This is a genomic window from Planktothrix sp. PCC 11201, assembly GCF_900009135.1.
In the GTDB taxonomy this organism is placed as follows: Bacteria; Cyanobacteriota; Cyanobacteriia; order Cyanobacteriales; family Microcoleaceae; genus Planktothrix.
Window position 1 is genome coordinate 67,052 of the sequence record NZ_LT797709.1, and the last position, 20,843, is coordinate 87,894.

At 40.3% G+C, this 20,843-nt stretch carries 21 protein-coding genes and 2 pseudogenes; 13 read left to right on the forward strand and 10 right to left on the reverse strand.

The features are described 5' to 3' along the window. Positions 1 to 25: 25 nt before the first annotated feature. The 3 genes from PL11201_RS18900 to PL11201_RS18910 form a co-directional block, all read right to left on the reverse strand. Positions 26 to 772 carry a 16S rRNA (uracil(1498)-N(3))-methyltransferase gene (locus PL11201_RS18900; RefSeq protein WP_079680443.1) on the reverse strand — a complete coding sequence of 249 codons (747 nt, stop codon included), beginning with the start codon at positions 770 to 772 and terminating at the stop codon, positions 26 to 28. A 63-nt stretch (positions 773 to 835) separates the two neighbouring features. Further along, on the reverse strand, positions 836 to 2,836 hold the full coding sequence (gene sir / locus PL11201_RS18905) for a sulfite reductase, ferredoxin dependent (protein WP_079680444.1): 2,001 nt from the start codon (positions 2,834 to 2,836) through the stop codon (positions 836 to 838). Positions 2,837 to 3,091: 255 nt separating this feature from the next. Next, positions 3,092 to 4,771 (reverse strand): NB-ARC domain-containing protein, encoded by a 1,680-nt coding sequence (locus PL11201_RS18910; protein WP_079680445.1) that lies wholly within the window; start codon positions 4,769 to 4,771, stop codon positions 3,092 to 3,094. A 259-nt stretch (positions 4,772 to 5,030) separates the two neighbouring features. Between PL11201_RS18910 and PL11201_RS18915 the strand changes: the two genes are divergently transcribed. Continuing rightward, complete coding sequence (locus PL11201_RS18915) at positions 5,031 to 5,456, forward strand: calcium-binding protein (RefSeq protein WP_079680446.1); 426 nt, start codon at positions 5,031 to 5,033, stop codon at positions 5,454 to 5,456. A gap of 169 nt (positions 5,457 to 5,625) precedes the next feature. Here the strand turns inward: PL11201_RS18915 and PL11201_RS18920 are convergent, their stop codons facing one another. Next, on the reverse strand, positions 5,626 to 5,823 hold the full coding sequence (locus PL11201_RS18920) for a type II toxin-antitoxin system RelE family toxin (protein ID WP_079680447.1): 198 nt from the start codon (positions 5,821 to 5,823) through the stop codon (positions 5,626 to 5,628). A gap of 304 nt (positions 5,824 to 6,127) precedes the next feature. Here PL11201_RS18920 and PL11201_RS18925 point away from each other — a divergent pair, with 304 nt between their 5' ends. Then, positions 6,128 to 6,376, forward strand: a complete 249-nt coding sequence (locus PL11201_RS18925) for a hypothetical protein (RefSeq protein ID WP_144017825.1) — start codon at positions 6,128 to 6,130, stop codon at positions 6,374 to 6,376. Next, on the forward strand, positions 6,363 to 6,743 hold the full coding sequence (locus PL11201_RS18930; protein WP_079680449.1) for a type II toxin-antitoxin system PemK/MazF family toxin: 381 nt from the start codon (positions 6,363 to 6,365) through the stop codon (positions 6,741 to 6,743). The genes PL11201_RS18925 and PL11201_RS18930 overlap by 14 nt, the downstream gene beginning before the upstream one ends. Positions 6,744 to 6,817: 74 nt before the next feature. On the opposite strand, the gene PL11201_RS18935 is transcribed toward PL11201_RS18930, so the two are convergent. Both PL11201_RS18935 and PL11201_RS18940 read right to left on the reverse strand, forming a co-directional pair. Then, on the reverse strand, positions 6,818 to 7,924 hold the full coding sequence (locus PL11201_RS18935; protein ID WP_079678947.1) for an IS630 family transposase: 1,107 nt from the start codon (positions 7,922 to 7,924) through the stop codon (positions 6,818 to 6,820). A 176-nt stretch (positions 7,925 to 8,100) separates the two neighbouring features. Further along, positions 8,101 to 8,337 (reverse strand): type II toxin-antitoxin system Phd/YefM family antitoxin, encoded by a 237-nt coding sequence (locus PL11201_RS18940; RefSeq protein WP_079680450.1) that lies wholly within the window; start codon positions 8,335 to 8,337, stop codon positions 8,101 to 8,103. An 81-nt stretch (positions 8,338 to 8,418) separates the two neighbouring features. On the opposite strand from PL11201_RS18940, the gene PL11201_RS18945 reads away from it, so the two are divergent. From PL11201_RS18945 to PL11201_RS27175, 5 genes and pseudogenes are all read left to right on the forward strand, one after another. Continuing rightward, positions 8,419 to 9,039: a Uma2 family endonuclease gene (locus PL11201_RS18945; RefSeq protein ID WP_079680451.1), complete on the forward strand. Its 621-nt coding sequence runs from the start codon at positions 8,419 to 8,421 to the stop codon at positions 9,037 to 9,039. 44 nt (positions 9,040 to 9,083) lie between these two features. Then, on the forward strand, positions 9,084 to 9,341 hold the full coding sequence (locus tag PL11201_RS18950; protein ID WP_079680452.1) for a CRR7 family NDH-1 assembly protein: 258 nt from the start codon (positions 9,084 to 9,086) through the stop codon (positions 9,339 to 9,341). 220 nt (positions 9,342 to 9,561) lie between these two features. Continuing rightward, a complete protein-coding gene (locus PL11201_RS18955) occupies positions 9,562 to 9,864 on the forward strand; it encodes a hypothetical protein (RefSeq protein ID WP_079680453.1) in 303 nt (100 codons plus the stop codon). A gap of 266 nt (positions 9,865 to 10,130) precedes the next feature. Further along, positions 10,131 to 11,915, forward strand: a pseudogene (locus PL11201_RS18960) (leucine-rich repeat domain-containing protein); the annotation flags it as partial. Between the two features lie 66 nt (positions 11,916 to 11,981). Continuing rightward, positions 11,982 to 12,311: pseudogene (locus PL11201_RS27175) on the forward strand (DUF6745 domain-containing protein); the annotation flags it as partial. A 100-nt stretch (positions 12,312 to 12,411) separates the two neighbouring features. Here the strand turns inward: PL11201_RS27175 and glgA are convergent. Continuing rightward, positions 12,412 to 13,887, reverse strand: coding sequence for a glycogen synthase GlgA (glgA, locus tag PL11201_RS18965; protein ID WP_079680455.1), 1,476 nt, complete (start codon positions 13,885 to 13,887; stop codon positions 12,412 to 12,414). 396 nt (positions 13,888 to 14,283) lie between these two features. Here glgA and PL11201_RS18970 point away from each other — a divergent pair, with 396 nt between their 5' ends. Beyond that, positions 14,284 to 14,466, forward strand: coding sequence for a helix-turn-helix domain-containing protein (locus tag PL11201_RS18970; RefSeq protein WP_234996777.1), 183 nt, complete (start codon positions 14,284 to 14,286; stop codon positions 14,464 to 14,466). After that, a complete protein-coding gene (locus PL11201_RS26900) occupies positions 14,447 to 15,217 on the forward strand; it encodes a hypothetical protein (RefSeq protein WP_200816821.1) in 771 nt (256 codons plus the stop codon). The genes PL11201_RS18970 and PL11201_RS26900 overlap by 20 nt, the downstream gene beginning before the upstream one ends. Here PL11201_RS26900 and PL11201_RS18980 read toward each other — a convergent pair. Continuing rightward, positions 15,209 to 16,546, reverse strand: coding sequence for a DNA cytosine methyltransferase (locus tag PL11201_RS18980; RefSeq protein ID WP_079680457.1), 1,338 nt, complete (start codon positions 16,544 to 16,546; stop codon positions 15,209 to 15,211). The two genes, PL11201_RS26900 and PL11201_RS18980, sit on opposite strands and share 9 nt — an antisense overlap. Positions 16,547 to 16,657: 111 nt before the next feature. Beyond that, on the reverse strand, positions 16,658 to 17,863 hold the full coding sequence (locus PL11201_RS18985) for a hypothetical protein (protein ID WP_079680458.1): 1,206 nt from the start codon (positions 17,861 to 17,863) through the stop codon (positions 16,658 to 16,660). Between the two features lie 167 nt (positions 17,864 to 18,030). Between PL11201_RS18985 and pgl the strand changes: the two genes are divergently transcribed. The 3 genes from pgl to PL11201_RS19000 all read left to right on the forward strand — a co-directional run bounded on the left by pgl (position 18,031) and on the right by PL11201_RS19000 (position 20,205). Then, on the forward strand, positions 18,031 to 18,774 hold the full coding sequence (pgl, locus tag PL11201_RS18990) for a 6-phosphogluconolactonase (RefSeq protein WP_079680459.1): 744 nt from the start codon (positions 18,031 to 18,033) through the stop codon (positions 18,772 to 18,774). Between the two features lie 37 nt (positions 18,775 to 18,811). Next, positions 18,812 to 19,534 (forward strand): FHA domain-containing protein, encoded by a 723-nt coding sequence (locus PL11201_RS18995; protein WP_079680460.1) that lies wholly within the window; start codon positions 18,812 to 18,814, stop codon positions 19,532 to 19,534. A gap of 218 nt (positions 19,535 to 19,752) precedes the next feature. After that, positions 19,753 to 20,205 carry an FHA domain-containing protein gene (locus PL11201_RS19000; RefSeq protein WP_079680520.1) on the forward strand — a complete coding sequence of 151 codons (453 nt, stop codon included), beginning with the start codon at positions 19,753 to 19,755 and terminating at the stop codon, positions 20,203 to 20,205. Here PL11201_RS19000 and PL11201_RS19005 read toward each other — a convergent pair. Next, positions 20,186 to 20,833 (reverse strand): hypothetical protein, encoded by a 648-nt coding sequence (locus PL11201_RS19005; protein ID WP_234996773.1) that lies wholly within the window; start codon positions 20,831 to 20,833, stop codon positions 20,186 to 20,188. The genes PL11201_RS19000 and PL11201_RS19005 overlap by 20 nt on opposite strands. Positions 20,834 to 20,843: the final 10 nt, after the last annotated feature.

Genomic DNA, 20,843 nt, shown 5'->3' on the forward strand with positions numbered 1-20,843 from the left:
TTCCCCATTCCCTATTCCCCATTCCCTATTCCCCATTCCCTTCAATGATTCCGACAACTTGGGATACGGCGACAATTGGGGCTGTAACGGCCCTTAGTATACGTTTTCCCAGGGAAATAGGTTGAAATCCGATCGCAATCGCCTGTTTAATTTCCTCCTCCGTCCACCCCCCTTCAGGCCCCGTTGCTAGGATAATTTTATTGAGTCTTTTTTCTGCTTCTAGTGGGATTAATTCCTGGATTAAAGAAGGATAATTTCCCCGACCTTCACAAATATATTGATAACAAGAATGATCGTTTTTTTCTAATCCCAATTGAAATGAAACCGGATCAAAAATATTAGGAATAATCAGACGTTCCGATTGTTCGGCGGCTTCTCTAGCAATTTTTCGCCACCGTTCTACTTTTTGGGGACTGGGTTTTAAGACCGTTCTTTTACTAATTACCGGGATAAATTGAGTCACCCCTAACTCCGTACAACAACGCAGAATTTCCTCAAATCCATCGGCTTTTGGCAGGGCAACTATTAATATAACTTCAATCGGTAATTCGGTTTGGATCGAGACCTTTTCAATTAATTTAGCCTGGGGAGAGGGTGCAGGTAAAGAGACTAATAATTCTGCCATCCACCATTGACCCTGAATAATAATAAAGCGATCGCCCTGTTTCAACCGTAACACCCGACCTAAATAATGCTGTTGTTCAGCCGTTAAAGATAGGTGTTCATTTTGAAGTTGTTCCGGGGCGATCGCAATCCTTTGAAGTTGAACCATGAATAAAACCGATTAAATTCTTGGTTAGATACTCTAACCTAAAACCCCCTCAGTTCAACCTGACTATTCTACTTTCAGTTTTTCCAAATATTCTTCAATCGCTTGGGTGGCTAACTCAACCACGGGTTTTCCCAAACGTTTAGATTCAGCTTTCAACTGATTATAAACAGAATCGCGTACACTGACCCGATGCCGAATTTTGCTCGGATCAACCGGGGCATCAGCATCAGCATCAATCATCTCTGGTAGGGTCTGGCTACCTGTAAAAACGGGTGCTTCTTGAGTTTCAATATTCATTGAGGCAGTCGTTGAGTAAGAGGTTATAAACTTGCGAAGCTCGTCAAAGCCGACACGATGGCAAAAATCGCCAAAACTCTCTCCAGCTTTCCGATCCTGTTTAAAATAAACTAAAATCGGGGTCAGAAAAGTTTCAAGATCGTGAATCGATAAGCGATCAACAAAAGCTTGAGCTAATCGTGTCTGATTCGGAGAACCCCCTAGCCAAATCTGGTAGGCATCAGGGGCACTGCCAACAAAGCCTAACTCCGCCATGTAGGGTCTGGCGCAACCATTGGGGCATCCGGTCATCCGAATGACAAAATGCTCAGGTTGCAAACCCACATTGTCCAACAATACCCGAATCCGTCCCAATACACTAGGGATGACCCGTTCTGATTCTGCGATCGCTAATCCACAGGTCGGGAACGCCGGACAAGCCATGGCATAGCGTTCTAGGGGATCAATTTCGGTTTCAGTTTTGATCCCGTGTTCTTTGAGCAGGGTTTGGATTTTGGGTTGAACTTCTGGGGAAATTTCATACAGAATCACATTTTGGTTTCCGGTGACTAAGATCGGAATTTCAAACTGTTCTACAATTTTGCGTAAAACGGTTTTGAGGCGGAAGTTTCCTTCGTCTTTAATTCGACCATTTTCAATCGAAATTCCTAGGAAAAATTGACCGTCTCCCTGTTCATGCCATCCTAAATAATCTTGATATTTCCAAGGAGGTAAAGATTTAAACGGTTTAAAGGCTTTGCCGAAATATTCTTCGGCTTTTTGGCGAAATTTATCCACGCCCCAATCATTAATTAAATATTTAAGTCGGGCGTGACGTCGGTTAGTGCGATCGCCATAATCCCGTTGAGTCGCAACAATGGCTTTCACCGCATCATAAATATCTGCTTTATCCACATAGCCAATTTCATCGGCGACCCGAGCAAAGGTTTCTTCCTTATTATGGGCGCGTCCTAAGCCTCCCCCGGCTAAAATATTAAATCCTTCTAACTCTCCCGCCGCATTTGTAATTACCACTAAACCCAAATCTTGGGTATAGATATCAATAGAATTATCCCCCGGAACTGTGACCGCACATTTGAACTTCCGGGGCAGATAATAAGTGCCATAGATCGGCTCCTCGGAGTCGGGATAATTCGTGCCATTCGTATTCCGAATGCGGGCGGCTTTGACCTCGGGATGTTCTTCGGCGGTAATTACTTTTTCCCCATCTAACCAAATTTCATAATAGGCTCCGGTTTGGGGAGTTAATAGATCGGCAATATTATTAGCATAAGTCCGGGCATATTGATAATCGTGCCGATTTTTATAAGGTGCGGTCGGTGCCATGACGTTGCGGTTAATATCTCCACAAGCTCCTAAAGTTGAGCCCATACTATTAACAATAGAAGCCAAAACCGTTTTAAGATTTTTCTTTAAAATCCCGTGTAATTGGAACCCTTGACGAGTGGTCGCCCGAATGGTATGGTTGCCATATTCATCGGATAATTGATCAATTGTTAAATACAATTGAGGCGGAATAAAACCCCCAGGACTGCGGGTTCGCAGCATCATTCCATAGTCTTTTTCCTGCCCTTTGACTCGATTATCTCGGTTATCCTGTTGGTAGGAACCATGGAACTTGAGAATTTGAATCGCATCTTCAGAGAAGTAGTTCAAATCATTTAAAAGTTCTGTGGCGAGGGGTTCTCGCAAGCTATTGCTGCGTTCTTTGAGCCCTTCTACTTTTGAGGGTTTACTGACCTTGGGAGGTGTTGTGGATAAAGTCATGTGCGTGGGATACCTATTTCAATAAAAAACTCTACGAGTTAAGGGTTTTGGTTACAGCCAACCCGCCAGTTAAACTCGCTTTTTTTCTAACCCCTGTAATTCGGTCGGAATTATCGGTATTGAATTTAATTTTAACATGGGACTAACCACAAATCATACCATTCACAAATTCGGGATGGAAGTTTGGGAGCTTGGGTGGCTTTAGCCCACCAGAGGAAAGACGACTTGGGGAATATTTAAAGCCTCTAACTCGGGTCAAATAGCACAAAAACCAAAACTTCCTAAATAACAGTTAGAAAAATTAACGTTTTGAAGATTAACCCCTTGTAGGTTAGCTTGCCCAAGGGTAAAATCAGAGAAATTATAACTTTTGAGATTAGTCGGTAAATGGCGCAACAGATTAATCAAATTTTCCCTAATATAACCGGAAGCGAGGGGATATTTTTCTTGAGTTTGTAAGAGAATAGATTTTAAATGGATTTCTAAATTTTGTTGAGTTTTAAATTGTTCTAACAAAGAGTCTATAATCGGATTAATGATTTTTATGATTTGGCTATTTCTGATATCGTCCTTAGTCGTAGCTACCATTAACCCATGGCTCTTAAAAAGATTAAATTCTCCAGTGATTAATTCTTGAGTGACGGTAATAATCAATTTTTGGGTGACATATTCCATTAACAATGGTTGCAGGGTAAAATAGTATTGATTTTCTATTCTTTTTAGCAACATTTTGAGGTATAATGATTCTAAATAATCGGATAAATGGTGTTGAGTAATCACCGAAATTAAAACCAGTTTTAATTCTAAGATAGAAACGGGTTCTTGGTGAATTGCTAACCAAAATAAAATCTGACGTTCTTCTGGACAGGAAGACTCAAAATGCCACTCTAATAATTCTCTCAGATGTTCAAAAAATAAATTTCCGGTGTTGAGAAATTCCCCAATATTCCCAGCAAAAATATTTTTAATATGACAAGCAGTTGACTTTAAGGCTAAAGGATTTCCTTGATAAAAATTAATTAAGGTTTCCCATTCAGTTTCGCTGGCTAAAAATTCACCTTTTTCTTTAAATAGTTGTTTTGCTGGGTCAATAGTTAACCCTCCCAACATGAAAAAACGCACGGGCTGATTTTGACCTACGGATTTTTCTAAATGACTAATTTTGACCCGACTTGTTAAGAGTAAACAACTTTGATGGGAAACTAATGCAATTTTTTCTAATAATTGTTGATAGTCTTCATAACCGGGTTTATATTTTCCGATGTGAGTTTCTGTGGCGATAATCGTCTCAATATTATCTAAGATTAATAAGTATCGGTGTTGTTTTAAATAAGCAATTAATAGAGCAATTTGTCTGTCTAAACTATCCGGTAAATCAGCCTTTTCTGGCTGGGATAAAAATAAAATCCAGTCTTTAATGATCTCCTGAATCGGAGGTGCATTGACAAGCGATCGCCAAATAATTCCCTGAAATTCTCCCTTAATTTCTTTTGCTAATTTCACAGAAAGGTTAGTTTTTCCTTTCCCTGGCAGTCCCACCACCGCCACCAGACGACAATGATCTTGGATCACCCATTGTTTCAGGGTGTTTAAATCAGTTTCTCGTCCTAAAAAATAAGATACATCCGGTGCATACGCCCAATCTTCACGGGTATTATATTTTGCCGGGGAAACGGAATAAAGCGATCGCATTAACACTTCTTTAACATTAAATTTCGTAACTTTTTCCCCGAAAATTTGACTCAATAATTGCCAGAGTAAAGAGGCTTCTTTTTTAATACTCTCTAGGCTTCTGTTTGTGGCCTGAGAAATTTTAATATATCCCTCTTGTTTCAATGCGCCCCGCAAAATATCCACTTGAATATCTTTCAAGTATTTTCCACTTTTGGAATCAACAATTTGCTTGATAGATTCAACAATTTGTTCAATATCCATCGCTTAACAGGGAATTAATTAATAGTATTTGAAACCGGGTCTATTTCCCTGGATGTCAAGATTTAGACCTATGTTATTCACTTTTTTCACTTTTTGTCACTTTATCCTACCTGAATCGTCACCTTTTGGCAACTTTTTTTCCCTGGGTGGTTGGTAGTCTGTTGGCATGATCAAAGTTGTTCGACAGACCGTTCGACTTTTGGACATCACACCGAGTCTTTCGCCAAAAGATACCCATGCTGTGGAGTTTTTTTGACAAATAGGTACTGAGGGTAATGATATAGTCCTCGGCACAGATTTGGGTGATACTCTCAATGGTTTAGGCGGTAACGACAGAATCGAGGGTGTAGCTGGTGATGACTACCTCAATGGCGGTAATGGGAACGATTTTCTATCAGGTGGTGCAGGTAATGATACCTTTATTTTTGAGGCAACAAGCGGTGAAGATAGCATCACTGATTTTGTCGTAGCCGATGACAAGATTCAGGTAGCTGCTGGTCTTGGTTTTGCCGATGGAGCGGCTGTTTTAGCTGCACCCGGAAACTTCTTCAATGGCAAAATAATTGATCAGAATGGCAATCCTATTCCTGGACAACTTTATTCTACAATCACCCTCAGTCCAGAAAACAAAATTACCATCACCCATGATGTCCCCTTGACGGCGCAAAACTTCACTATTATCTGATCTCATCATCAGACAGATTGATGATTTAGGCGATCGCTTCTGTATTTCCCAGAGCGCTCGCAATTTTTTAACAAAATGTAGGGGCGGGTTCTGTAATAATATTCAATTCTCACCAATAATATTCCTAAACCCGCCCTTCTTCTTCTTAAATGTGATCGCCCTTACCTTCTTATTTATAAATATCTCCACGCAGCCCAATCTTAGTAACAAAATAAACTTTATTTTCATTATCAATTATAAAAATTACCCGATAATCTCCCACTTTCAAGCGCCAGTCATTCCGACCTTTTAGGGGTTTAATATCAACCAAGGTGCGATCGGCTAATAGTAACTTTTTGTAGGGGCGGGTTCCGCAACAAGATTCAATACTAACCCATAACCTATCTAAACCCGCCCCCTCTTAAAAGCGATCGCTTTTTTGGGGAGGTGCGATCGCGTTGGTCACGAAAATATCGTGATCGTTTTTTTAGAGGGAAAGCGTGATCGCTCCGATCTCTTTCAGTTTTAGCTGATAATTGTCAAGCCAGTTTGCATCATTTGTTGGTGGGGTTGGGGCGGGTTTTTATAAGTTGTCTATGGGTGTCAAATATTTAAGCCAGAAGTTGATATTTAGTGTTATAATAATTATTAACATTAACCTTTTTGTGCAAACAATAGCCCAAATTTCTGTTATGACTCAAACAATCGTAAATGTATCAATTCCTTTGACCACAATCATAGAAGCCATCTCTCGTCTGGATTTAGAAGCTAAACATGAACTGTATAAGTTACTAGAACAACAAATTCAGGAAGCTGAAGCTAACCTCTCAGAAGTTGATATTTACGATTGGGGCATCAATGGTCAACCCCAAGGGAAACCAGTTGAATATATCCCAGGTTTAGGATTAGCAGTAATTGGAGGTAAAGATGTTCCGGCCTGATTTACTGTCAAGCAGGGATGTCATCTTAGTTGCCTTACCCGGTCACATTCCGAGAAGACATGAACAGCAAGGCAATCGACCTGTAATTGTGATTGGATTGCCTTGGGGAGAAGTACGTTATCCAATGTTAATAGTTGTACCTCTGACAACTCAAACCGGATTATGGTCACGCCAAAATCCAAGCCTTTATCCCTGTTTAGAAGCTGGAGTAGGTGGTTTACCTCAACCCTCTATAGTTCTTTTAGATCAATTGCGGAGCATTGATCCTCGTCGAGTTCTAGCTTATTTAGGAACTTTAACACCTGAACAATATATACCGATTCAGTCTGGATTAATGCAGTTGTGCTCCCAAGCAAGCATTAATTAAAACGAAATTTTTTGGTCGCGCTAAAGTCTTAAAATTTGGACTGGAACTCCTAATAAGCTGCTACGCAGCTTGATTTAATAAATAGCATTTCCTTTGTTTTTAATTTTGCGAGACCAATTAATGATTAAATCTCCTTCGTTTAACAATTTATTCAATAATTCTTCTAACTGCTCTACTGATTCAAATAGCCGATGAGCAATATATTCTTTAGCTGAGTGCCAAACCAATTCAATTAAATTAAAGTCAGGGCTGTAAGGGGGCAAAAACTCTAACCTAATATTCGGCATTTCTGCTTCTATTCTCTCTAAAATCTCTTTCTTTTTATGAAAACTAGCATTGTCTAAAATTATTACTAATTTAGGCCCAGTTTCTAAAAATTCTTCGGCTAATTTTCCCGACTCTATCCATTCTTCAACAATCCAATTATGTAAAGCTTTGATTTGTTGATAAAAGGTCTCCGATTCTCCTTTCTTAATCACAAAATTTATTCTTTTTTTATCGCTATACCTTAACCCTCCCATTAGATTTACTCTTCCTTTCCTTCTTTGTCCTGTTACTTTTTTTCGGCTTCCCTTTTTCCCCCAGGTTTTTCTTCTTATTACTCTCAAACTAAATCCTACTTCATCCCAAAACCATACTTGCAAGCGTTCAGGTGATTCTTTTTCTATTTTTAAATACTCTAACAATTTCTCTTTAAATGCTTTCCTGTGTACCGGATTTTGTTTGTCCTCTAAGCTGTACTTTGCCCAAAGGTAAACGTACTTTTTTCTTTGTAATATTCTCCTGACTTGAGAGCCACTCAACTTAATTCCTGTTGCTTGCTCTAAATATGTTGCTAATCTATTTCCTGTCCATCTCCCAAATTCATATCCGTATTCTGATGGTTCTTTTTCTACTACTTTTAGTAACATTTCTTCATATTCAGCCGTAGCTTTCCGAAAGTTTCCTTGGCTTCTTCCATCTATAAAACTCTCCATTTTATCGGGATCACCATGAACAGCCCAGTACGCTACTGTCGGATAGGAAATTTCTAAAAAATTGGCTATCTTTTGATAGGTTTTTCCCTCATTCATTAATAATAAAATTAAAATCCTTTCTCTAATTTGAGCATTTTGATTTTCTTTCATTTCTTTAAGTAATCTTTCTTTTTGCTCTTTAGACAGATGATTTTTGGCTGGCATTGGGGGTTATATCCCTAAAAATACTTAATCTTCTATTATACAATCAAGCTGCGTAGCAGCTTACCTTGGCAATTGACTCAATGCGGGTTCGGGTTCATTGTTTAATAAATCGTCTATTATTTCGCTGAGTGCTTCTGACCAGTAAAAAGCAGCTAACACGCTCGTATCTAAATAAATCAATACCGTTCTCCTTCTCTGGCTTGAATAATTGTCATCCTCAACGATTCACCTGTCAAGAGTACAGAGTCTCGAAATCTTTTTCTTTGCAATACCAATTCTTGTCTTGTTTTTGGTGGAACAAGTCTGGCAACTTCTCTACTCCCATCAACTAAGATGATTTCTTCACCTTGAGCCACTCTTTCTAAGAGGGCTTTCCAGTGATCTCCTACGTTTTCAATACTAATTCTTAACATTATGCTCTCCAAAGCGTCATAACTGGTTTAGATAATAGAACTTAGAGATATAATTTATATTATCGGTAATTCTCAAAACCTATGACTCAAGCTTTACCCAAACTCGTAAACTTCGAGGAATTTGTGGAGTGGCTGCCAGAAAATTCGGCGGTACGCTACGAACTGCATAATGGAGATATTGTTGAGATGGCACAACCAGTAGGCGAACATGAGGAAGTTATCAGTTTTCTTGGCATCAAAATCTCCGTTCAAATAGATCGTCTAGGATTACCCTATGGTATCCCCCGCCAAGTGATAGTTAGACCTCCTGAAAAAGATTGTGGTTATTTCCCTGATATCTTGGTGCTTGATCGCGCAAATCTGGCTAACGAAACATTATGGCAAAAACAATCTACCCTCAGTTTAGGTGCATCGATACCTTTATTAATTGAGGTTGTATCAACCAATTGGCGAGATGATTACTATTTGAAATACGCCGATTATGAGGAGATGGGTATACCGGAATATTGGATTATCGATTATGCTGCTTTGGGCGGACGCAATTTTATTGGAAATCCCAAACAACCGACAATTTCTATCTGTAACTTGGTTGACGGTGAATATCAAATCGTCAAGTTTCGAGAGAATGATCGGATTGTGTCGCCAACTTTTCCAGATTTGAACCTCACAGCAAACCAGATTTTTCAAGCGGGTGTAGTTTAGTTTGTTCTATTATTATTATATTAATATTTTGCGAGAAAACTACTATGCCAGATGCGCTGATGTATGATGAGGATACCTTTCTGCTGTTAGAAACCCATGAACCGGAACAGTTTATGAATGTTACGGAACTCCTGGAAAAACTCAAATCCGTTTTGTCGCAATGTCAAGACAACTTACCCAAAGATTTACAGCGCTTTGCTACCATTGAAGAACAAGCTAAGTGTCTGCTTGATACAAGCTGTGACCTAGATGTGGGTGCGGGTCAATATCTTCAATGGTATGCGGTACGGTTAGAGAAATAACCGTTACTCCCTGACCCTGACCCCGAAGTTTTTGCCGCAGAAACCTAAAACTGCTGAAACGTGCGATCGCGCAAGAGAATTAGCCCCAGGGTAATCGCCTCAGAATCCCAAATAGCCTGTACAAACCATCTGGGCTAAAGTGTAAATTGATTTTGACCCTAACTCAACTATTCACAGCGATTAGACTGGGAAATAACAACGGCTATATAGGAGAAGTGCAATGCAACCGATGCGACAAGGTGACGTTCTTTTAATTTTTTTAATTCCCGGCACAGCAGTTAAACATAATAAGCAAGACCATCTGGTGCTTGCGCTGGGTGAAGCCACCGGACACAAACACCAAATTTCAAACGGACAAGCAGAACTCTATGAACGGGATGGGACGCTGTATCTGCGTGTCTTGTCTGAGTTTGCTACCCTCAGCCACGAAGAACATCATGCGCTGCAAATTCCCAAGGGGGATTGGGTTGTGCGGATTCAACGGGAGTATGAACCCACAGGATGGCACCCTGTTGCTGATTAATCTATTGTCCTAGACTCCACAGATATCGCGCGACGGGTGGCGAGTGCTGCAACGAGTGATGCAGCCTGCGTTTTCATGTCTGGCGCGTTCCTCCTGACGTCACTTCTGCCCGTGAAGCCATTTGCTGGGCAAACTGGGATGTTGACCCGGAAGCTTTTGCAGTAAAAACCTAAAAATTGCTGATTTGGCAATCATCCCACAACTTCCTTTTGGTGGGTTTGATGGCGATCGCTCTCCTAAACAAATTTGAACAACTGGAGAATCTCATGAAACTAAATTTATCGCCAGATTTATCGAACGGAGGGCTTAAAGAACCTCTATCTGACTTTTTTCAACAGCATACATACCTGGAAGAACTTAATTTAGAGCGTAATTCTCTGACAGAACTACCACCGGAAATTGGTCAGTTGCACAGTCTACAAACACTTAATTTAGAGCATAATTCTCTGAAAGCACTACCACCGGAAATTGGTCAGTTGCACAGTCTACAAACACTTAATTTATACGGTAATTCTCTGACAGAACTACCACCGGAAATCGTTCAGTTGCACAGTCTACAAACACTTAATTTATACGGTAATTCTCTGAGAGAACTACCACCGGAAATCGTTCAGTTGCACAGTCTACAAACACTTGATTTAGAGCGTAGTTATCTGAAAGCACTACCACCGGAAATTGGTCAGTTGCACAGTCTACAAACACTTAATTTACAGCATAATTTTCTGACAGCACTACCACCGGAAATCGTTCAGTTGCACAGTCTACAAACACTTAATTTAGAGCGTAATAATCTGAAAGAACTACCACCGGAAATCGTTCAGTTGCACAGTCTACAAATACTTAATTTAGAGGGTAATTCTCTGAAAGCACTACCACCGGAAATTGGTCAGTTGCACAGTCTACAAACACTTAATTTATTCTATACTTCTCTGACAGAACTACCACCGGAAATCGGTCATTTGCACAGTCTACAAACACTTTATTTACAGTATAATTCTCTGACAGCACTACCACCGGAAATTGGTCAGTTGCACAGTCTACAAACACTTAATTTAGATCATACTTCTCTGAAAGCACTACCACCGGAAATTGGTCAGTTGCACAATCTACAAACACTTAATTTAGAGCATACTTCTCTGGAAGCACTACCACCGGAAATTGGTCAGTTGCACAGTCTACAAACACTTGATTTAGAGCGTAGTTATCTGAAAGCACTACCACCGGAAATTGGTCAGTTGCACAGTCTACAAAAACTTGATTTACAGCATAATTCTCTGACAGAACTACCACCGGAAATTGGTCAGTTGCAAAGTCTACAAACACTTGATTTACAGCATAATTCTCTGACAGAACTACCACCGGAAATTGGTCAGTTGCAAAGTCTACGAACACTTTATTTACAGGGTAATCGTCTGACAGAACTACCACCAGAAATCGTTCAGTTGCACAGTCTACAAAGACTTAATTTAGAGCGTAATAATCTGAAAGCACTACCACCGGAAATTGGTCAGTTGCACAATCTACAAACACTTAATTTAGGGGGTAATCGTGTTCTGACAGAACTACCACCGGAAATTGGTCAGTTGCACAGTCTACAAACACTTTATTTAAGCGATAAATCTCTGACAGAACTACCACCGGAAATTAGTCAGTTGCAAAGTCTACAAACACTTGATTTATCTCGTAATTCTCTGACAGAACTACCACCGGAAATCGGTCAGTTGCACAGTCTACAAACACTTGATTTACGCGATAATTCTCTGACAGAACTACCACCGGAAATTGGTCAGTTGCAAAGTCTACGAACACTTTATTTACAGGGTAATCGTCTGACAGAACTACCACCGGAAATCGGTCAGTTGCACAGTCTACAAACACTTTATTTAGAGCGTAATTATCTGAGAGAACTACCACCGGAAATCGGTCAGTTGCACAGTCTACAAACACTTGATTTACGGTATAATTCTCTGACAGAACTACCACCGGAAATTGGACAATTAAAAGACTTGAAGTATATTGATCTAAGGGACAATCCGATTCAGGATTTCTCAGCACTTGCTAATCATCCTAATCAAAACTTGGAAGTTTCTGTATTTGGGATGAAGGGATTTCCTCGGCAATATTGGGCTCACCCCAGCCAGCGAAAAGCTGAGTGGTTATTGACGGAAAAAAATTCGGAAATTCGCCGACTGTTGATCGAAAAAATGGGCTATGAGCGCATCTGTAAGGAACTCCAAGCCATTGAACTTGACTCTTGGCGCGAATATACCTTACTTAAAATTGATGCTAAGGTGGATATTGAACCAATTCATCTGTTGAAAATGACTTGTCCGAGTACAAATCATATTCACGTTTTGCGGGTTCCTCCTGACCTCACTTCTGCCCGTGCCGCCATTTCTTGGGTAAACTGGGACATTGACCCCGAAGCTTTTACCGCAGAAACCTAAAACTGCTGAAACGTGCGATCGCAAAGCGATATAAACACCAGCCAGCGAGGACGCTGGCACTGCTTTCCACAAACCCAGGTTTAAATCCGTAGCAACTCAATTACTTATGTCTAATGAATTCGTAAATGGCTAAATAATCTGTTCCGGGTTGGTTCCAAGAATAGTCATAATTCATGCCTTGAATTCTCAATTTTTCAAATTCATCGGGATAGTAATTATACAGGCCAATGGCTCGATCCATTGCGGATTCTAGGGCTTGAAAATCCGTGTAATTGAAAACATAACCATTTCGTTCTTCCGGTTCGTGATATTCGTCATAATCCCGATCAAAAACCGTATTAACTAATCCTCCCACAGCCCGAACAACTGGAACTGCCCCATATTTTAACCCGATCATTTGAGTTAATCCGCAGGGTTCATAATTACTCGGAACCACAATAATATCCGCCGCTGCATAAATTAAATGGGATAATTCCTCATTAAACCCAAGTTCTAAATGACAATCGGGGTTATTGTTTAAAAAGTTCTTTTCATGCCAAAACCAAGAATTAATACTGGGTTCGGTTGCTGAACCTAATAATACAAATTGAGCTTGTCGATGCAGGGCATAATAAATAGCATGATGCACCAGATGCACCCCTTTTTGATCATCTAAACGACCAATATAACAAATAAGAGGTTTATCATCATGACTTAACCACAATCTTTCCCGTAGAGCTTTTTTATTCTTTTCCTTTCCTGTTAAATCTTCGGGACTATAGGGGTGGGGAATAAATGAATCAATTTCAGGATTCCAAACCGCATAATCAATCCCGTTTAATATGCCACCAAATTTATGTTGATGCAGTTCTAAGGTATGTCCTAAACCATAACCAAATTCTCCATAATGGGCTTCCCAAGCATGGTTAGGAGATACGGTTGTAACAAAGTTAGAGTAGACAATTCCCCCTTTCATAGAATTTAATCCAAAGGGGTTAAAATTATCGCGTAAACGGTCATATTCAAAATAGTAGGATTCTCGGTTTAATCCCGTTGCCCAAAGGATATTTGTCCCCGCGATTCCTTGATGTTTAAAGTTATGAATGGTATAGCAAACCCGAATATTTTCCATGCCATGATATTTGTACATTTCATACAACATCACAGGAGCTAAACCCGTTTGCCAATCATGGCAATGGAGAATATCGGGACGTTTATCAGTTCTAAGTAAAAACTCTAATGCGGCCTTACTAAAAAAGGCAAATCGTAAATGGTCGTCTACGCAACCATAATAGCAACCTCGGTTGAAGAAATTATCTTCGGAGTGAGGTTCAATAAAAAAGCATAAGCTTCCATGAACCCAACCACAAAAGACAGTACAATGAATTGCGCCATCAAACCAGGGAACATAGAGGTCTTCATAGGCTTCATGAAGTCCCCAAATTTGGTCATACCTCATGCAGTCGTACTTGGGCAAAATAATTTCAATGGTATGACCCCGCAGTTCTAGCTCCCTACTGAGTCCGTACACAACATCGCCTAAGCCTCCCGCTTTGATGACTGGGGCGCATTCAGAGGCAATTTGTACGATGTACATCCTGTTTCCTCACTCCAAACCGTGATGTTTTGTCTTTCCCATAGTAATCATGTTGGTTGCAATAGTAAAGTCCTTCAGGGGTGATTTTTTTTACGGGTTGAATCAATTCTAATCAGAATTGCCGGGTTTAGTTGGGGGATTGATTCAGTTTGATTTCCTATTTTTGATAATTAAATTATAGTTTGAATCCGGTTTTATGGGTTGGCAAAGGTATTAATTTCTCCCTCGCCAATATAACGGGAAATCAAATTTGTGACTTATAGTCCATAGACTAATAGTCTTCAAAGCCAGAAAATAGTGATTATATTTCACCCAAGTTTTGTATTGATATTGATGAAGAAAAAACTTGTTCCTGCTGTGGCAATAACTATAAAGCACTTTCGGAAAGAACGAAATATGAGCCAAGAGGCATTGGCTGATAAAGCAGACTTGGACAGAACATATATATCTGGCGTCGAGCGGGGAGTCAGAAACATTACTTTGGACTCTCTGGAGCAAATTATATTGGCTCTAGGGATAGATTTTCAATCTTTTTTCAATCGTGTATTAAAAGAAATAAATGCCTTACATCATCAATAAAGAATCTGACACCAGTTTTTTATCTAGCCAAGGTGAAAAAATAGCTATCGAAAAAGAAACTTTTACTCGTGCATTGCTTGATTGCCAATCTGTGATTAAACAAATAACCAATGAAATACCAGTAGATATATTTAGAATTCTTGGCATGAGAAATCTTTCTGCATTTATTGGTGAGTTATTTGTAATAAGTATTGCCAAAGAATCTAATCATGTCTTTCTGAAGAATCCTCATCAAGACGGTTATCCAGATTTACTTCTGATGGATGACCAAGGAAAGCGTATTTTTGAAATACTAAAGAGACAAGGAAAATTGCGTGATAAATCTCCTTTTAGTCCATTTGCAAATGGTGGAGTCGAAGTTAAAGCTACTTGTGGTTCTGTTCCTTCACCAAAGAAATGTGCAAGTATGGGAATAGAAAAGCCAGATATTGGTGACACAAGAATCAATATTATGCAAAGCTATGATTGGAAAGCTCATCACAGAGAAACAAATAATCTGATTGGTATATTGTGGGATTTTCATGATCGCATACCGCAAATTGTTGCCGTTTTCTTTGGCAATAACTTGACTGAAAATGATTGGGGAAAAATTGTTCAGCCGAAAGCAGGTGGTGGACGAACTACTAGCGTGTCGATTATGCCACGAAATAGTGTTAATAAGATGTATGAAAATTGGATTGCAGTTATAGATGATCAAAGATATATTGATTTTTTTAACAAGTATAATCACGGCGATTTAATTTTAAAATAGACAGAGTTGTCGCGGATACTGAATGGATTGAGTTAGTGCAATACACTCATCATTTAAAATGGATGCTAAATAAGAAAAGATTTTTTCTAAACCAGCAGGAGGGATACTTTCCCCAATCAATTCTCTGATCAGTTTATCACTGACTTTTTTTCCATCTTCTCTTTTCCATTCAAAATGGTATTCAGAAATAGTATGAAGAATCATTGCCTCATACAGCGATAAGACTCTATTTTGGACTGGATGCAGTTTATTATCACTACAAGCATAGGAGAAGTTTCGGGTTAGTGTACTAGATGGTGAATCCCATTTCATACGCTTGTATGCACTTGTGTAGCCTTTCATCAGTCTATAGTTGCCATTTTCTTTGACCCAAGGTCGTGGCAAAAGATATCCACATTTTATGCAGTACAGCGGGGTTTCCGTACTAGCCCTATTTATTCCCTCATCATTCTTTCTTGAACTATGTGTAGGGTTATCATCAAACCTACATACAGGATTAATACATTGATTATCAAAAGCACTTTTTTCGGGCGGTGTATTGCTAACCCAAAAATACTTATCTTTGTCCAATATTGGAACATAATGATATTTAATAAACTCGTGCTTTGCGTTTTCTGCACAACTGGCATCAAGTGAAGGTAGATGAGATATGGAATCTCGAACAGTCCTCCACTTAGGTAGTTTGCATTCTTTTTTGCTGTGGGTTTCTTCGGGAAAGAGAGAACCAAAAAGTTCTAAATGATTTTTGAACTTTGCATTTTTTGTAAATATTGAAATCAGTCTTTGTCTGCTTTGAGGAACACCATAATTAGCAAAGTCGATCACACGCAACGAACTGAAGAAATCGCTGCCGAGCGACTGGTGAATAAAATTTATAATATTAACAAGATCTCTATCTTTATTTGGATTTGGTATGTATGTATTTTCCATTTCTGGAACATTTTCCATAATCAATGTATGCGCTCCACTGTGTAAGAAGACTTCTATAGTTGGGATTATTAGTAAATTTCTAATATCAATTTTATCTTTAGATCCTTTACGAATAGCATTTAATAACTTTCCCCGGCCATTTTTTGACATCCCTTGACATGGAGGAGTTGCAAAAACAATATCCAGATGTTCACCAGATAGTCGGCGATGTGTTTCTGAAATTATTTCAGCCTGTTTCTCCCATATATCACCAACTATCATTCTTGTTTTTGGATGGTTAAACTTGAAAATTTCAGCACGATCTTTAAGTAGCTCATTGGCAACTAATACATCAAATCCAGTATGGCGCAAAGCCAGATCACCAATTCCGCCACATGCAAATAGGCTGATTGCTTTCATCGTGAGTTCTCTTTGTTGTAGTGACTTATAGTCTACATTACTGATCGGAAAAATACAACGATTTCTTTAAGAAACCGGGTTTTTAATCCTAATTCCCAATTCCTCTCTAATTTATGGGTTGGCAAAAGTGTTAATTTCCCCCCCGCCAATATAACGACCTGGAACCCGGTTAGGAACGGAAAAATTAGGTTGAGTTTGACCAATTTGACCCTGTTGTATATTGGGATTCATATTACTAGGAGTCATGTAGTTATTCGGTTGAACGGGTTGAACAGTGCTGTTAATATTCGTGTTAGGCGTGACTGAATAGGAGGGAACGGTATTATTTAAAGGTAAGGAATTGAAGTTGGCATACCCAGAATTGGGGACGGTTCCAGGTGTAACTGTTGGCACGGTAGGAACCACCGGAGGTAGGGTAACGTTAGTTTGATAGGGATTCTGAATCGGGGGCAGGGGAACCGTACCAACAGCCTGATTAGGATTGTCTCTGGGAACACTCCAACTGGGTTGAGTAACCTGTCCTGTAAGGGTTGGGTTTCCAGTAAAAGGTGTGACACCAACTGCTGTTCCGAGGCTGGGATCTAAGGCTGAATTAGAATTAGTGAGACTATTCGGAGGATTACTGGCGGAATTTTTATCGTTGATTAATGAGCTTTTTGAAGCATCAGTTGTATCAGAGGGTGCAGCCGAATCCGTGTTTTCTGTTTCCTGAGTTTGCAGATAGTTCTGCATAGCTTGTTGTAGGGAGGTTTTTGCCGTTTCGGGATTTGTGGTTTCTGTTGCAGGGGAGCCCAAACCCTTTAGACCCAAGTTAGAACTGCCAGTAGTAGAGGTAGGAGAATTTTCAGAAACCGAATTGGGAAGATTGGAGGTTTTTGGGGAATTTTCCTCTACGGGGGGTTGATTTGTGGAATTGGATGGGGAAAATAAACTATCCAATAAAGGATTAGACCGAGGACTCGGCTCAGATTTTTTATCTGGGTTTTGAGTTTGTTTAAGTAAATCTTTATTGACCTCACTATTAGAATTTAAAGGCGAAATCAAGGGATTATTACTCCCTAATGCGTCTAGTAAAACTTTAGAGTTATCAATATCCGCAGCAATCGATTGTTGTTCCGGGGTGAGTTGACTCTCGGAGTTGCCAGGATTTAGGGTTGATTCTCCATCTAAACTAAACCATTCGGGGTTTTCAGAAAATTGCCAAAAGAAAACCCCCACCACTGCCAGAACGCTGACGGAGCCCCAAATACGAGGTTGCAGGAGAAACCGCAATTCCTCCCCTACGGCACGAATAGACTCAGGAATTCGGTGTGACATAACTGACAAACAGCCGATTGCTGGGTTGAAAGGAACAGGGGTAGATAGTCAAGTAATTCAGATAAGAAATGCTGGGTTTTGTACCCCAACCGCTAACGAACAAAACCCCCTATGATTATTATAGCCTGTGAATTCAATGTCGAAATCCATCTTGTGAGGCTATCCCAGTGGAAAAAAATATAGAAATTTTAGCGAATCGAGAGGAACTCATTGAGCGAGCTTTAGAAATCCTTCTGGCTAAAATCACAGAAGCAATTGAAACTCGGAATCAATTTACGATCGCTTTAGCCGGAGGGAGTACCCCCAAACCCCTATATGAAGCCCTAGCCAAACAACCTTTACCTTGGGATAAAATCCATGTATTTTGGGGAGATGAACGCTATGTGGAGCCGGATCACCCCGATAGTAACCAAAAAATGGCAGCGCAGGCCTGGCTGGATCGGGTGAATTTCCCCGCCACTAATATTCATCCGATGCCAACTTTAGCCAATAATCCCATTGCCGATGCAGAACAATACAATAGGGAGTTAGTACAATTCTTTGCGCTCAATGCCGGAGAGTTCCCCGCTTTTGATGTGGTTTTATTAGGGATGGGAGATGATGCTCACACCGCATCTTTATTTCCCCATACCGCAGCCTTAACCGTTGAGGATCGCTTAATTACCGTTGGCAATAAGGATGGTCAGCCCCGAATAACCTTTACGGTTCCTTTGATTAATCAGGCCCGTTGTGTCCTGTTTCTGGTCACCGGGTCAAATAAACAAGAACCGTTAGACCGGGTGTTCGCCACCGAGGAGGATGCCATTACCTATCCCAGCCGCCTAATTCAACCCGTGGGGGAACTTTGGTGGTTATTGGATCGGGAAGCCGGAGCCAAACTCGCTGAAAATTTGCCAAAATTAAGCATCTGAAACCCTAATTTTACTCAAGTTTGCTTATCCAAATCCTATGATTGTTTGTCCGAATTGTAGTCATCAAAACCCAGAAGGCGCGACCCAATGTGAAGCCTGTTATACGCCTTTGCCCTCCACTACCAGCTGTCCCCATTGTGGGGCAACGATACAAACGGATGCGGCTTTCTGTGGTCAGTGTGGGTCGAATTTACAGCCCGCGACGGTTAGTAATCAGGAGGAAATACAAGCGGTAATTCCGACGGTGGTTTCGCCTCCGAATCTACCCACACCGGAAGTGGCGGTGAGTTCGGGGTTAAATTTAGAGAAATCTCCCCCTCCTGTGGCAATGGAAACGACTCCTCCGGTGATTCCGGTGGTCATTCCTGAACCCCCTCCGGTTCCGATGAATTTGGGTTCCCAAAGTTCGGCGACTCAGTTACAGCAACAGACGGCTAAGTTAATTCATGTCCAAACCAGTACGGATCTGGAATTACCTCAAAATGTGTCGGTGATTCATTTGGGAAAACCGAATGATTTAGTCCCCCCCGATGTGGATGTTTCGGGATTTCCCAATTCGGAAATTGTGTCTCGTAGCCATGCGGATATTCGCCTTGAAGGAGATGCGTATTATATTGAAGATGTGGGCAGTTCTAATGGCACTTATATTAATAATACGGCTCTGCCCAAGGGGAATCGTCACCGGTTAAAACCAGGTGATCGGATTTCTTTAGGAAAAGGGGATTTGGTTTCGTTTATTTTTCAACTTTCCAAGGGTTAGGAGGGGGTGAGAAAAAACCGGGTTTCCCTGTTATTCAAATCGGTTGAACCGTGGGATTAGATCATTAACAGCTTATTTAAGGGAATTAGGAAATCTAACCCCTATTAAACCCCAAAATGAAGGAAGTTTTTGATTCTATTCCCTAAAAACCGAGAATTCCAAATTTTCGATTGAAAATAGGTTCATGGCATAGCTGTTGATTGTTAGATTCTGCCAATGTGATTAGATTAACCTTATTACATCCTCTCCAATCGATTCCTGTCCGCAGTTGGGTATTTGACAAGGACAATGTGATTCGGATTGGGCGATCGCTGAAGAATGATGTTGTTCTCTATAGTGCGGTCGTTTCTCGTTACCATGTCGAGATTTGTCATATCAATCAACGTTGGCTGGTCGTGAATCTAGGAACCAATGGAACCTATGTCAATGGACAGGCGGTTCAACAAATCCCTTTAGTGGATGGACAGGTGATTCACTTAGCAATATCTGGCCCTAAAATTCTATTAAATATTTTACCCGATCCCTCAGAATCAGTTTTAACCCCAGAAATAGACTCGCATCAAGGGGAAGTTATATCTACTTCCGAACTCTTGTTTCCTCATCAAAATGAGGAAACAACGGAGGTTGATCACCGTAAACAACTTGAACTTCCTACCAATCACCTTGTTTAACCGGATACCATAATAACCTAGTTAGTGCTGTCCCGGTCATCCCAGCAACAATTGTCCAAACCAGGAATAAACCTAAAACGTCTCCGAGAAAGAAACTTGTCCCCTGACGCATAATTCCTCCAAACATCCAACCGATGGGTAATGCGACCCCCCAAGAGATGACACTGGCTATTATCCATCGCCAGGCTTGGAAAACTTCAGTGCGTAAGACCCACCATTGTCCTAGGCTTAAACACAGTCCTAATTTTACTCCTTCTATCAACCCGTGGACAATTCTAGGGGTAAGATTTAAGGTGCGTGGAGCCACCCAACCCAAGAGTCCGACCGGAGTTAAGGCGATGATACTGAATATGAAAACATGAACAAAAATCCATCGCCAACTTTGGGAAATATACTGTTTCAAAATAAACCATTGAGCCAGACTAATAATTAATCCGCCAATAGCTCCTTCTAAGGCTCCTAAATCCGGTTTTTCTCCAATTTCTATCCAAATTAAACTAACTAAAAATCCCACCAAGGTTACAAACATCCACTGTAGAATAAATCCTATATCTGTTTGTAAATCTAAACTATCACATACCCATTTCATCATGCTTAAAAAGGGGGAAATTTGTAGAATATGGAGCATACATTTAGGG